The sequence below is a fragment of the Bradyrhizobium sp. genome (assembly GCF_030654605.1).
GTDB lineage: Bacteria > Pseudomonadota > Alphaproteobacteria > Rhizobiales > Xanthobacteraceae > Bradyrhizobium.
On sequence record NZ_JAURXB010000178.1, the window covers coordinates 1 to 13,866 of the forward strand.

A 13,866-nucleotide genomic window follows, 5' to 3' on the forward strand; every position below is an offset into this window, starting at 1 on the left:
CTTTCGATGGTGCCGCTGATCTCCTTGATGGCGTCAACCGATTCATGGGTCGCAGCCTGGATGCCGCTGATCTGCTGGCCGATCTCGCCGGTCGCTTTGGCGGTCTGCTCGGCCAGCGCCTTGTCTTCGGAAGCCACGACGGCAAAGCCGCGACCGGCCTCGCCGGCGCGCGCCGCCTCGATCGTGGCATTGAGCGCCAGCAGGTTGGTCTGGCCCGCGATGGTGTTGATCAGTTCGACCACGTCGCCGATGCGGGCGGCCGCCTTCGACAGTTCGCCGACCCGGTCGTTGGTGGTGCGGGCCTGGTGAACGGCCTCGTTGGCCATCCGCGAGGATTCCTGGACCTGGCGGCTGATCTCGTTGACCGAGGATGACAGTTCCTCGGTGGCGGAGGCCACCGACTGCACATTGGTGGAAGCTTCCTCGGAAGCGGCAGCGACGGCGGTCGTCAGTTCCTGGGCACGATCGGCGGTGGATGTGAGCGTACCGGCAGAAGCCTCGAGTTCGGTCGAAGCCGAGGATACGGTTTCGATGATCTCGCCGACCGCGCTTTCGAAGCCATCGGCGAGCTTGATCATATCGGCCTTGCGCTGCTGCGCCGCGATCTGATCCTGCTTCATCTTGGCTTCTGCCTCGTCGCGGGCCTTCTGCTCGGCCTTCACCTTGAAGGTCTCGACGGCCTGCGCCATGTCCCCAACCTCGTCGCCACGACCGAGACCGGGCAGCACGACCTGGAAATTGCCTTCGGCGAGTTCGCGCATCCCGGCGCAAAGCCCGACCACCGGCCTGGAGATCGCCCGTCCAATCAGCCATGCGAGCACCATGCCGAGCACCAGGCTGCCGGCCGCAACCCAGACAATCATCGTGTTGGCCCACGCAATCAGGCTGGTTACCTCCTGCTCGATCTTGTGTTCTTCGGCGACCACGCTGTCCTTGATTGAAGCGGCATCGGCGGCGATCACACGGGCAGCTTTTCGCATCTCGCCGTTCATGAGCCCGCCAATTTCCTTGGAGTCGTGCATGGCCTTGACGAAGGCATCGTGGAACTTGTCGGCGTTCGACCTGATTTCATCGAATTGCTTGCGTACGTCAGGATTGATGATCGCCGCATCGAATGACGCCAGAACACGCTTCATATCCACGAACGCGACTTCGGCGACCTTGACGAAGGCCTCGTCATGGCGAGCAAGAGCCTTGTCGGAACTGAGGCGCACCTGCATGAGCAGTTTGATGGCCTCGCCGGCAAGGATCACCGTATTGCTGTTGCCGGCCTGGGCGGCAGCGTTCTTCTGCAACCGCTCCAGATCGAGACGCAACTTCTGTCCGATCGGATCGAGCACATCCTTCACGAGTTTTGCCTGCTCACGCTGCATCGGCACGACCTTGTCGAAATTCTTTGAATAGATATCGAACTGATCGGACATCTCCTTCACCTTCGCAAGACGCTGGGGATCCTTGATGCTTTTCAATGCCTGGTCGAGACGCTCGCGCACGATCTTGCGAGTCTTGTCAGCGGCGGCGAAGTTCTCCTCGATATTTTCCGAGACCTCACCGGCATAGCGCCGGAACGCCAGGAACTGTCGATCGATGTCACTGATGACGGCACCATTGGTCACTTTTCGCGAGTAGTCGGAGAAGTCCCGATCGATTTTCCCGAACTCCAGATAGGAAATGGCGGAAATCACGCCCGTTATGGTGAGGATACAGGCAAATCCGATCGCGATCTTGGTGTTGATTTTGCGGTTGGTGAAGAATCCGAACAGGCCGGACGACGCGACGCTGGCGGATGATGAAGACTGGCTCACAGTGCTATTCCTTCAATTTCGAGAATCTAGGAGATCAGGACGCGTCGATCACGAAGCGGCGATTGCGCTGCTGAATCGGACGGGCGTTTTTGGGAAACAGTGCGGCGAACTTCTGGATCTGCTCGACCGACGCCTCGACCGGCTCCTTGTGGACCGTCCACGTCAAGCCTTCCGAACAGGGAGGCGTCGTCAGCGAACCCATGTAACGGAAATAGCCGCCTGCCTTCGGCAGAATGCCCGCGATATCGATCGAGCCCGCAACCTTGACCTCCGGCCCCGCCTTGGCTGGCATCTGCTCGAAGAATGCCTTCAGGGCCGTGTTCGCCGCACCCGGCCGGATGAACACGCCGGTCACCGCGAGCGCTCCGGCGCCAGACTTGTGCACGAAGTGGCATTCCAGATCGAAGCCTTTTCCCGCCAGCAGGTGCTCGCTCGGGTGATGCATATGAAACTGCAGCAGTTCATAACGCGCGCCGCCGATGACGCAGGCGCTGCCGGGATCGGCGTTGAACTGGATCGTATGGCCGTTGTTGATGATGCGGAGTGGCAGCGGCTTGTAATCATAATCGACCGAACCGACGTCGCCCTTGATGCCGTTGCCGAGGTCGATCGGGGTTTGCTCCAGACCGAGCTGGCACATCTTGAAATCGGATTGCAGCTCGCCCCACTTCTCGGGATTGCCGTCGCCTTCGTAGCTCCAGTGAGCCACTGCCGCGCCGCCATGCGCCGGCGCGTCCGATGCCATGGCTAGCCCCGCCTTGGCGCAGCAGGCGCAGGCCAGCGCGCCACGCAACAGCATTCGACGATCAATCGACATTCGTGTTCTCCGGATTGGTGTGATTGCAGAAAGGGGTTCTTCGTCTGGTTGCGAACGATGAGATTTTCATGCTCTGAGGATGAAATGTCCGCCGCGCTTTCAGCGCAGCTCAGAGCTTCAGGGTGATGTCTCTATGATGTCAGCGTGCTCTGTCGATTTTCTCCGACCGCGACCATGTCAAGCGTCAACAACACATTATCTGACTTGCGTTAGCAGTGACTTAGACCGCGCAACGACACCCCACTCAAATCTTGCCACAACGCGCAAGAGAATATCGATCGGGGCGGATCACCATATAATTCTCACGTTGATCCGCTCATTGGCGCAAAAGGAGACTGAAATTGCATTTGAATGAGAGCGACGATTGCTCTCGATCGAGAAAGACCTTGAAGGCCTCTCATGAATATAAATTTTCGTCCCCGCAAAACTACGGGAGAACGGTCAGGGCCGGAAATGCGCCGCTGAGACGGGAAAGTCGCTAAAGCGATGGCGAAAAAGGCCGTCGCCGCAGCGCGCTGGATCTACCCCACCGACTCCGCCACCAGGCGGACTCGAAATACCGGGTTCTTGGCTTCGTCCAGCAGCTCCATGCGCCATTCTGCATTTTGCTTGAGACTGCGTGAGATGCCGCCGAGCAGATTGCCGCAGACCTTGGTCATCTCGGCCCAGGCGTCTTCGCGGCTCTCGAATTCAGTTCCGAGATCGGAAGCGCCCGAATAGCGGCCATGGCTAATCCGGAAAAAATACAGCGACATTCTAGCACCCAGTTTTTTTGGGCCGCCCCCACAGCCTGCCGAAGATGGACAAAAATGGCTCGGGAGTCGCTACTAACGGATGAAAACGTCGCTCCGTATGACTACGGCATGACGTGCAGCAGGGTGCCGTCGGCGTCCCGGCAACCAACCGGGCGGCGAACCTGAAGGCGCGATGGATGACGCCGGTGACGTATCAGTCGGTCGAGCGGCGCAGTTCGGCGGCGCCTTCGGACTTCGCCGTTTCCGAAGTGGCCGCGGATTTGACCGGCTCGAGCTTGGCGCTCTCGACCTTCGGGGTTTCGACGCTCGCCGTGATGTCGCTGCGCGATGCGTCCGCCGAGCGGGCGTTGGCCGGTGCGTGCAGCGAGCGGGGCCGGGCCACCGCGCGGGCCATCAGCATCTGGGCCGCGCCCTGATGGCGGAAATCGCAATAGGCGAACCCCATGCCCGAGACCGAACCGCGGAAGCTGCGCTCGTCTTTCTTCTCGAGATTGAAGCAGGGCTCGAACGGAATACCCTTGATCGAGGCGCAGACGGCCTGGCCACGAACCTGCAGCGTATTGCCGGGAAGCCGCATGTGGCGCACCCGGGTGGCGCCGGAAAACTGCACGGCGCCAGCCGCCCCCATGTCGTCAAGGATACGGCCGGAGCCGCGGGTGCCGTCGAAGCAGGTAAAGGCGAAAACCTTGCCGGCTACAAATCTGCGGGCCTCATCGGCATTCATCTGCCCGGCCAGGGCGGGCGCGATGACCGCACCAGCCGCGACAACCCCCAACACGAAACGCGCAAGCATGCTGCAACTCCGAACCTGACCTTGAGCCGCGGGTAACCGCCTGATCACTCTTTACCCGCTGCTTACCATACCAACCGTGGCAACATTGGAGCAGCTTGGTTGGTAAAGTCTGAACGCCATTAGAGAATCTTTACCACGATTCGACCGCGGACCTGGCCGGCGAGGATTTTCGCGCCGGCGGCGATGACTTCATCCAACCCAATTTCATGAGTAATTTCAGCAAGTTTCCCATGATCCAGATCGCTGGCGAGGCGGCTCCAGGCAACCCTGCGCAGCTCGATCGGGCACATCACGGAATCGATGCCGAGAAGGCACACTCCACGTAAAATAAACGGCGCCACCGAGGACGGCAGGTCCATGCCGGCCGCGAGGCCGCAGGCGGCAATGGCGCCGCGGTATTTCGTCATCGAGAGCAGGTTGGCCAGCGTGGTCGAGCCGACGCTGTCGATGCCGCCCGCCCAGCGCTCCTTGGCCAGCGGCTTGGCCGGTCCCGACAGCTCCGCGCGGTCGATCACCTCGGCCGCACCGAGGCCCTTCAGGTAACCGGCTTCCGACATCCGGCCGGTCGAGGCGATGACGTGGTGGCCGAGTTTCGCCAGCAGGGCGGTGGCGACCGAGCCGACGCCGCCCGCGGCGCCCGTGACGACGATGGGGCCATCCCCGGGGGTCAGGCCATGCTTTTCCAGCGTCAGCACCGCGAGCATGGCGGTCAAGCCGGCGGTACCGATCGCCATGGCGTCGCGTGGCGACATTCCCTCGGGCAGCCGCACCAGCCAGTCGCCCTTGACTCGCGCCTTTTCGGCGTAGCTGCCCAGATGGGTCTCGCCCATGCCCCAGCCGGTGCAGACCACCTTGTCGCCGGCCTTCCACGCCGGATGCGACGACTGCGCGACGGTCCCGGCGAAGTCGATGCCCGCGATCATCGGAAAACGCCGCACCACCGGCGCCTTGCCGGTGACGGCCAGGCCGTCCTTGTAGTTAAGCGTCGAATATTCGACGGCGACCGTGACGTCGCCTTCCATCAATTCGGCTTCGTCGAATTGCGTGAGCGCGGCGGTGGTGCCCTTTTCCGCCTTGTCGATCCTGATCGCCTTGAACGTTGCCAACGTAAACTCTCCCCAAACTCTTGATCGGGGATGTTTACCTCATCAGGCCGGTTGCGCAACTGGGCGCGCCACCGGCGCCTCGACGATCGGCAGGTTGATCAGCGCCGACAGCACGCCGAACAGCACCGAAAGCCACCAGATCGGCGTGTAGGACCCGAACTGCTCGAACACGATGCCGCCGAGCCATACGCCGAGGAAACCGCCGACCTGATGGCTGACAAAGGCAAATCCATAGAGCGTGGCGAACCAGCGGGTGCCGAACATCAGCGCGACCAGCGCCGAGGTCGGCGGCACCGTCGACAGCCAGGTCAGCCCGGTGACGGCGCCGAACGCGATCGCCGAAAAGGTGGTGATCGGGAACGAGATGAAGGCGACGATCGACAGCGCGCGGGTGAGATAGATCACCGACAGGATGTAACGCTTGGGAAATAGGTTCTGCAGCCAGCCGACGCCCAGCGAGCCGATGATGTTGAACAGGCCGATGGCGGCGATCACCCAGCCGCCGGTTTGCGCGGTGACACCGCGGTCGGACAGATAGGCCGGCAGATGCACGGTGATGAAGGCGAGCTGGAAGCCGCAGGTAAAGAAACCCAGCACCAGCAGAACGTAGGAACGATGGCCGAACGCTTCGGCCAGCGCCGTCCTGAACGACTGCTGTTCCACGACAGGCACATTGGCTGATGTCGCGGGCGGGGTCGCCAGCGCCAGCGACAGCGGGAGGATCAGCAGCATCAGGCCCGCGAACACGATCAGCGCCGACTGCCAGCCGAAATTGTCGATCAGCGCGACGCCGAACGGCGCGAACAGGAACTGCCCGAACGACCCGGCGGCGGTGCCGGCGCCGAGCGCGATGCCGCGCTTTTCGGTCGGCAGCAGCTTGCTGAAGGCCGAGAGCACGAGGTTGAACGAACAGCCGGAAAGCCCAAAGCCGATCAGGACGCCGGCACTGATATCCAGCGACAGCGGCGTGGTGGCATAGCGCATCATCAACAGGCCACCGGCATACAGCAGCGCGCCGACAACCATCACGCGCATGACACCGAAGCGGTCGGCGATCGCACCGGCAACGGGCTGGCCCAGCCCCCACAACAGGTTTTGCAGCGCCAGCGCGAGGCCGAAGACGTCGCGGCCCAAGGAAAGATCCCGGCCCATCGGCTGAATGAAAAAGCCGACGCTGGATCGCGGCCCGAAGCTCAGCAGCGCGATCGCGCAACCGCAGATGATGATTACCAGCGGCGTCCGCCAGCCGATGCCTTGGGAAGGGCGGAGGTCGGCTGCGCTGGTCGTCATGTAATTCCTCCGATGATCGGCTTCGAACCGGCGAGGCCGGCGAGCTCATGACACGGAGTTAATGCATTCGCATGAAAACCCCAATCGCCCGATCCGGAAAATCACGCCCTGCATTGCAGCGATGCGAATCGCGTCGGGCAGAAATGAAGAATTGGCCGTCCGGACATCTGGCGATGGCATGAAAGGGATGCTATGTTTGTTTTGCTCGCAATGAGAATAAGGTGATTTCCCCGGGACGAGCCGAACGCTCTGCGCGGTGGGGGTTCGGTCCGAACTAAACGTTACGCCGCTTTCGAAAACGCCGGCCTCTCGTGGCCGGATTTCTCAGAACCCATATATGCTCATATTGAGTATATATTGATCACAAAGGGAGGCCCCCATGCCGATCGCTGGAATCTACGGTCCTGAGGATTTCGGAAGCCCGGTCCACGGCCATCCCGCCGCCCAGGCGCGCAGCCGCGTGACCGCCGGCGAGCGGGCCCGGGCGCTGCCGGTGCCATCGCTGGAATGGACGCCCGAGGTCGAACGGAACACCGCGCATCTCTATCAGCGCGTGAAGAAGGTGATCTCGCCGGCCGAGTGGCCGTTCATGGCGCCCTATGTCCAGGCGATCAACGAGCTGAAGAAGACGCGCGACGCGGTGATCCTGGCGCATAACTACCAGACGCCGGAGATCTTCCATTGCGTCGCCGATATCGGCGGCGATTCGCTGCAGCTGGCGATCGAAGCCACCAAGGTGAAATCCAGCATCATCGTGCAGTGCGGCGTGCACTTCATGGCCGAGACCTCGAAGCTCCTGAACCCGCACAAGACGGTGCTGATCCCGGACCAGCGCGCCGGCTGCTCGCTGGCATCGAGCATCACCGGCGCCGACGTGCGGCTGTTGCGCGAGCGTTTTCCGGGCGTGCCCGTGGTCGCCTACGTCAACACATCGGCCGACGTCAAGGCGGAGGTCGATATCTGCTGCACCTCGTCCAACGCGGTCGAGGTGGTGGAGAGCCTGGGTGCGCCGAGCGTGATCTTTCTGCCGGACCAGTATCTGGCGAAATATGTCGCGTCGAAAACCAGCGTCAAGATCATCGCCTGGAAGGGCGCCTGCGAGGTGCACGAGCGCTTTACCGGCGACGAGTTGCGCGCCTATCGCGAGGCCGATCCCTCGGTGCAGATCATCGCGCATCCGGAATGCCCGCCGGACGTGCTGGCGGAGGCAGACTTCACCGGCTCGACCGCGCACATGATCAACTGGGTTCGCAGCAATCGTCCAAAGCGCGTGGTGATGATCACCGAATGCTCGATGGCGGACAATGTCAGGGCCGAACTGCCCGGCGTCGAAATGGTGCGGCCGTGCAATCTGTGCCCGCACATGAAGCGGATCACGCTGCCGAAGATTCTGGACAGCCTGATCTACCTGCGTGAGGAGGTCACCGTCGATCCCGTGATTGCCGAGCGGGCGCGGCGTTCGGTCGAGCGGATGATCAATCTGAAGAACTGAGTTCAATGTCGTCCCCGCGCGGGAACGGGGAGGAGGACGGACGCCGCGCCGCGAATCCCGCAGCAGATCACCGCCTGATTGGAGTACCCTTCGTGACAACACCCGCCTCACTGCTCAATCCGGAAGCCTTTCTGTCGCCGCTCGCCATCGACGAGGCCGTGCAGCGCGCCCTCGACGAGGACCTCGGCCGCGCCGGCGATATCACCTCGATCGCCACCATTCCGGAGGCGACCATGGCGCACGCCATCCTGATCGCGCGGCAGTCGGGCATCATTGCCGGATTGCCGCTGGCGGTTGCCACGTTCCAAAAGCTGTCGCCGGATATCGGCATCGAGGCGCATTTTCGCGATGGCGAGACCGTCGCGTCGGGTGTGCACGTGCTGACGATTTCGGGGCCGGCGCGCGCCATGCTGGCCGGCGAGCGCACCGCCTTGAATTTCGTCGGCCGGCTCTCCGGCATCGCCACGCTGACATCGGATTACGTGCGCCGTACCGCCGGCACCAAGTTGCGGATCTGCTGCACCCGCAAGACCACGCCGGGGCTGCGCGCGCTGGAGAAATACGCGGTGCGCTGCGGCGGCGGCTTCAATCACCGCTTCGGGCTCGACGATGCGATCCTGATCAAGGACAACCACATCGCGGTCGCCGGCGGCGTGCGGCCGGTGCTCGAGCGTGCGCGGGCCCACATCGGACACCTCGTCAAGGTCGAGATCGAGGTCGATACGCTGACACAGTTGCGCGAGGTGCTCGACAGCGGCCTCGCCGACGTGGTGCTGCTGGACAATATGGATATGGCCACGCTGGCCGACGCTGTGAGTTTCGCCAGCGGACGCGTCGTGCTCGAGGCCTCCGGCGGCGTCACGCTGGACTCGATCGCGAACATCGCCAGGACCGGCGTCGACTATGTCTCGGCCGGCGCGTTGACGCACTCCGCGCCGAACTTCGACGTCGCGCTGGATATCGATGCGTGAGGGCCGTCACTGCGAGCGCAGCGAAGCAATCCAGTCTGTCGCAGCAAGTTGGATTGCTTCGTCGCTGCGCTCCTCGCAATGACGACTAGCGCTTCGCGCTGGCCAGCTCGGCGGAGCTTTGCGCGGCTTCGGCGAGCTTCGCCGAGATTTCCGCGGTTTGCGCCGTGGTACCCCAGCTCGGCGCCTCGCTGCCGTCGCCCCAGTTGCGCGGCCGGTAGAAGGTATGCACGCCGGTCTTGTACATTCTCTTCATCTCGCTGACCCAGGACGGGCGCACCCAATAGGCGTGGTAGTGGGTCGATTTCGCCACCTCCGGCAGCCAGAGCTGGCCGTCGAGCATCGCTTTGGCGATCTTCCTGGCGCGGTCCCACATGTCGGGCTCTTTCACCACGTCGGGATTGTTGTCGCAGGCGAAGGTGAACTGGCAGGCGAGATGGCGGTGCTTGTTCTGGTAGACCACGCCGCACACCGTATCGGGGTATTTGCCGGAGAAGGCGCGGTTCAGCACCACCTGTGCCACCGCGATCTGGCCGCGCACGGCTTCGCCGCGCGCCTCGAAATAGATCACTTCCGTCAGGCATTTTTCCGACCTGGCGCGTGACTTTTCGTCCAGGAGGCCGAGGCGCTCGGCCGGTGTCTTGACGCGCTGGTTGTCGGAATTGACTTCGCCCTTGGCGGCAATGCTCTCGCCGCTCTCGACAACCTTCGACGGCTCGTCGGCCGGCGGCGGCAGCGACGCCATCACCTTCAGGTCCGGATCGGGCGGACGCGGCAGCACGATCATCGGCTCTTCGCCGGGTTGCCAGCGCTCCATGCTCTCGGCCGAACCGAGCGAGGAGCTTCCGAAAAACAGGCTGGAGGTCTTGAACGAGAAATGGTCGCGCGCCGGCGCCGGTTCGACTGCCGTAACGGCGCTGGACGGGGCTTTCAGTTCGTCGAGCGGCTGGGCCTCGAGCGACATCGCAACATCGTAATGCGCCAGCGGCGGCGCGCTCAGCGCGGCCGCGAGTTCCGGATCGAGTTTTGCAGGCTCGGCATCCGGGACAGCATCGGCGGTTTTGGCGCCCTTGACGGATGCATTCGAAGTCGATGGATCTTCCTGCGCGGGCGCGCCCCCGGCGGGCGCCGGCGCAGTCGGTTCGGGCGTGACCGTGACGAGGCGGTCACCCTTCAGGGTACGGTCGACCCGCGGGAAATCGGACACCTGATAGCGCGGCGGCGCCTGCACGATCGGATTGCGCGTCACCGAGCCCGTGATGTCGATGCCCTGATTGTCGAGACGGGCCAGCCGATAGCTCACGGTCTGCGGCGTGGCGGTGCCGATCGGGCGGCCGAAGCTGTAGGTGGCGAGCTGGATATTGCTGGCGGCGGAGGAGACGCGCTTCTGCCAGCGTTCGGCGACACCGGGCTGCCTTGCCAGCAGTGATGCGATATCCTGGTATCCTAGCTCGGTCGGGATCAATGCGAAGATGCAAAGACCCAGACCGAAGGGCGCAAAACGCGCGCCCTTCGGCCGGTTACGCACTACTGACATCGATTACGCTCACGCAACGCTTACACACACAAAATCGAATTTCAGTACATCCGTAAAATTCGATCTTTTTTGTTGGTATCGAATTTAGGTTGCCGGGGCGTTAATCAGGGTTGCAGACGCGATACACGCAAGGGAACGTTGCAGGTTGCGCAATGGCTTCGAAAAGCTTGGTAAACAGGCGCCCGACGAAAATGGTAAACGTCGCGTCAACGAAGTTGATGAACAAATTAACGGCCGCGTGTGATTGTTTTGTCCCCGCATCACTACGGGAGCAGCAGTTCCACATCGTCATGGCCGGACTTGTTCCGGCCATCCACGTCTTCGCTTCGACGCATGGCCCAAAGACGTGGATGCCCGGGACAAGCCCGGGCATGACGACGTCTCTATAAGTCCCCGCGCCGAAGGCCTCAGGCCTGGCTGGCGACGGGCTTGCCGAGGGCGGCTTGCGCTGCGGCCAGCCGCGCGATCGGCACGCGGTAGGGTGAGCAGGACACGTAGTCCAGCCCGATCTCGTGGCAGAACGCCACCGAAGCCGGATCGCCGCCGTGCTCGCCGCAGATGCCGACCTTGAGATTGGGGCGGGTCTTGCGGCCGCGCGCCACGCCGATCTTCACCAACTCGCCGACGCCGTCGCGATCGACCGAGATGAACGGGTCGATCTCGAGGATTCCCTTGGCGACATAGGTGCCGAGGAAACTCGCGGCATCGTCGCGGCTGATGCCGTAAGTGGTCTGGGTCAGATCGTTGGTGCCGAACGAGAAGAACTCGGCGGTCCTGGCGATGTCGCCGGCCATCAGGCACGCGCGCGGCAACTCGATCATGGTGCCGACCTGATAGGCGAGCTTCTTGCCGGTCTCCTTCATCACCGACTGCGCGGTGGAATCGATCCGGCCCTTGATCAGGTCGAACTCGGTCTTGGTTGCGATCAGCGGCACCATCACCTCGAGACCAACCGCCTTGCCGGTGCGCTTTTCCGCTTCGACCGCGGCCTCGAAGATGGCGCGCGCCTGCATCTCGGCGATTTCAGGATAGGCGATGGCGAGGCGGCAGCCGCGGAAGCCGAGCATCGGATTGAACTCGGCGAGATCGCGGGCGCGATCGGCGAGGCGCCGCGGATCGGTGTTCATCGCGCGCGCGACTTCCTCGATCTCGGCCTGGGTGTGCGGCAGGAACTCGTGCAGCGGCGGATCGAGCAGCCGGACCGTCACCGGCAGGCCCTTCATGATCTCGAACAGCTCGACGAAATCGGCGCGCTGCATCGGCAGCAGTTTGGCCAGCGCGGCACGACGGGTCTGTTCGTCCTCGGCGAGAATCATCTCACGCACGGTGCGGATCCGGGTTTCCTCGAAGAACATGTGCTCGGTGCGGCACAGCCCGATGCCCTCGCCGCCGAATTTGATCGCGGTGCGCGCGTCGTCGGGGGTGTCGGCGTTGACGCGAACGCCGAGCTTGCGGAAGGAATCGGCCCAGCCCATCAGCGTGCCGAATTCGCCGGACATCGCCGGCTCGATCATCGGCATCCGGCCGGCCAGCACCTGGCCCAGCGATCCATCGATGGTGATGACGTCGCCGGTCTTGAAGGTGCGCGTACCGATGCTCATGGTGCCGCGGCCGTAATCGACGCGGATCGAGCCGCAGCCGGAGACGCAGGGCTTGCCCATGCCGCGTGCGACCACCGCCGCATGCGAGGTCATGCCGCCGCGAGTCGTCAGGATGCCTTCGGCGGCGTGCATGCCGTGAATGTCTTCGGGACTGGTTTCGATCCGCACCAGAATGACGTTGCGGCCATCGGCCTGCAGCTTGGCCGCTTCGTCGGATGAGAACACGATTTCGCCGGAGGCGGCACCCGGCGAAGCCGGCAGGCCGGTGGCGATGACATCGCGCTTGGCGCCGGGATCGATGGTCGGATGCAGCAGCTGGTCGAGCGAGGCGGGATCGATCCGCGACACCGCTTCCTTCTTCGAGATCAGACCTTCATTGGCGAGTTCGACGGCGATGCGCAGTGCCGCTTTCGCGGTGCGCTTGCCGCCGCGGGTCTGCAGCATCCACAGCTTGCCCTGCTCGACCGTGAACTCCATGTCCTGCATGTCGCGGTAATGCTTTTCCAGCAGCGTGTAGAACCTGGTCAGTTCCTTGAACGCGTCGGGCATCGCGGTTTCCATCGACGCCTTGTCGGAGCCGGATTCCTTGCGCGCATATTCGGTGATGTCCTGCGGCGTGCGGATGCCCGCCACCACGTCCTCGCCCTGCGCGTTGATCAGGAATTCGCCGTACAGCTTGCTCTCGCCGGTCGAGGGATTGCGGGTGAACGCAACGCCGGTCGCCGAGGTCTCGCCCATATTGCCGAATACCATGGCCTGCACGTTGACCGCGGTGCCCCAGGATTCCGGAATGTCGTGCAGCCGGCGGTAGGTCACCGCGCGCGCGTTCATCCAGGATGAAAACACCGCGCCGATCGCGCCCCACAATTGCGCGTGCGGATCCTGCGGGAAATCCTTGCCGGTCTCGCGCGCCACCGCTTCCTTGTAGCGGCCGACCAGTTCGACCCAGTCGTCGCCGGTCAGGTCGGTGTCGAGCGTGTAGCCCTGGCTATCCTTGAAGGTATCGAGGATGTCCTCGAAATGATGATGCTCGAAGCCGAGCACGACATCCGAATACATGGTGATGAAGCGGCGATAGCTGTCATAGGCGAAACGGCGATCGCCCGAGAGTTCCGCCAGCGCTTCCACGGTCTTGTCGTTGAGACCGAGATTGAGCACGGTGTCCATCATGCCCGGCATCGAGGCGCGGCCGCCGGAGCGCACCGACACCAGCAACGGATTTTTGGTATCGCCGAACGCCTTGCCCGTCAGCTTGCCGACATGGTCCAGCGCCTTTTCGACCTGCGTCTTCAGGGCGGCGGGATAGGATTTGTCGTGGGCGTAGAAATAGGTGCAGACCGAGGTCGGGATGGTGAAGCCGGGAGGCACCGGCAGACCGAGATTGGCCATCTCGGCGAGGTTGGCGCCCTTGCCGCCGAGCAGGTCGCGCAGGCCGGCTTTGCCTTCGGCCTTGCCGTCACCGAAGGTGAACACCCATTTGCCGGATTTTGCCACAGCCGCGGGCTTGGCCGTCGACTTGACGTTAGCAGGCTTTTTCGCGGCCTTCGGCGCCGGCTTGGCCGGGCTCTTCTTCAGCGCATTGCGGGCGCTGACGGGCGGCGCGGCCTTCGCCCGGGCGGGCAAGGAGGGCTTTGATTTCGCTGCGGTTTTCTTCAGCTTGGATGCGGCTTTGGCCATGGCTTACAAACAATCCGCTGATGGG

At 63.2% G+C, this 13,866-nt stretch carries 10 protein-coding genes; 2 read left to right on the top strand and 8 right to left on the bottom strand.

Annotated elements, in window-relative coordinates:
• The 6 genes from Q7U29_RS16335 to Q7U29_RS16360 form a co-directional block, all read right to left on the bottom strand.
• Positions 1-1,805 (bottom strand): methyl-accepting chemotaxis protein (locus Q7U29_RS16335; protein ID WP_304743189.1); only part of this gene is annotated, 1,805 nt, incomplete at its 3' end.
• Positions 1,806-1,839: 34 nt separating this feature from the next.
• On the bottom strand, positions 1,840-2,622 hold the full coding sequence (locus Q7U29_RS16340; protein WP_304743191.1) for a carbonic anhydrase: 783 nt from the start codon (positions 2,620-2,622) through the stop codon (positions 1,840-1,842).
• Positions 2,623-3,143: 521 nt separating this feature from the next.
• A complete protein-coding gene (locus Q7U29_RS16345) occupies positions 3,144-3,377 on the bottom strand; it encodes a hypothetical protein (protein ID WP_304743193.1) in 234 nt (77 codons plus the stop codon).
• A 193-nt stretch (positions 3,378-3,570) separates the two neighbouring features.
• A complete protein-coding gene (locus tag Q7U29_RS16350; RefSeq protein WP_304743195.1) occupies positions 3,571-4,170 on the bottom strand; it encodes a hypothetical protein in 600 nt (199 codons plus the stop codon).
• Positions 4,171-4,289: 119 nt separating this feature from the next.
• Entirely contained in the window at positions 4,290-5,276 is a 987-nt protein-coding gene (locus Q7U29_RS16355) for an MDR family oxidoreductase (protein ID WP_304743197.1), read from the bottom strand.
• Positions 5,277-5,318: 42 nt separating this feature from the next.
• A complete protein-coding gene (locus Q7U29_RS16360; protein WP_304743198.1) occupies positions 5,319-6,566 on the bottom strand; it encodes an MFS transporter in 1,248 nt (415 codons plus the stop codon).
• A gap of 379 nt (positions 6,567-6,945) precedes the next feature.
• On the opposite strand from Q7U29_RS16360, the gene nadA reads away from it, so the two are divergent.
• On the top strand, positions 6,946-8,058 hold the full coding sequence (nadA, locus tag Q7U29_RS16365; protein ID WP_304743200.1) for a quinolinate synthase NadA: 1,113 nt from the start codon (positions 6,946-6,948) through the stop codon (positions 8,056-8,058).
• A gap of 92 nt (positions 8,059-8,150) precedes the next feature.
• A complete protein-coding gene (nadC, locus tag Q7U29_RS16370; RefSeq protein ID WP_304743202.1) occupies positions 8,151-9,029 on the top strand; it encodes a carboxylating nicotinate-nucleotide diphosphorylase in 879 nt (292 codons plus the stop codon).
• Positions 9,030-9,114: 85 nt separating this feature from the next.
• Here the strand turns inward: nadC and Q7U29_RS16375 are convergent, their stop codons facing one another.
• Both Q7U29_RS16375 and ppdK read right to left on the bottom strand, forming a co-directional pair.
• Positions 9,115-10,563 (bottom strand): cell wall hydrolase, encoded by a 1,449-nt coding sequence (locus Q7U29_RS16375; RefSeq protein WP_304743204.1) that lies wholly within the window; start codon positions 10,561-10,563, stop codon positions 9,115-9,117.
• Positions 10,564-10,970: 407 nt separating this feature from the next.
• Positions 10,971-13,841, bottom strand: a complete 2,871-nt coding sequence (gene ppdK / locus Q7U29_RS16380; protein ID WP_304743206.1) for a pyruvate, phosphate dikinase — start codon at positions 13,839-13,841, stop codon at positions 10,971-10,973.
• Positions 13,842-13,866 lie beyond the last annotated feature (25 nt).

Coding starts and splice junctions, on each gene's coding strand:
- Q7U29_RS16340 (WP_304743191.1), bottom strand. CDS start 2,622: ATGTCGATTGATCGTCGAATGCTGTTGCGTGGCGCGCTGGCCTGCGCC.
- Q7U29_RS16345 (WP_304743193.1), bottom strand. CDS start 3,377: ATGTCGCTGTATTTTTTCCGGATTAGCCATGGCCGCTATTCGGGCGCT.
- Q7U29_RS16350 (WP_304743195.1), bottom strand. CDS start 4,170: ATGCTTGCGCGTTTCGTGTTGGGGGTTGTCGCGGCTGGTGCGGTCATC.
- Q7U29_RS16360 (WP_304743198.1), bottom strand. CDS start 6,566: ATGACGACCAGCGCAGCCGACCTCCGCCCTTCCCAAGGCATCGGCTGG.
- nadA (WP_304743200.1), top strand. CDS start 6,946: ATGCCGATCGCTGGAATCTACGGTCCTGAGGATTTCGGAAGCCCGGTC.
- Q7U29_RS16375 (WP_304743204.1), bottom strand. CDS start 10,563: ATGTCAGTAGTGCGTAACCGGCCGAAGGGCGCGCGTTTTGCGCCCTTC.
- ppdK (WP_304743206.1), bottom strand. CDS start 13,841: ATGGCCAAAGCCGCATCCAAGCTGAAGAAAACCGCAGCGAAATCAAAG.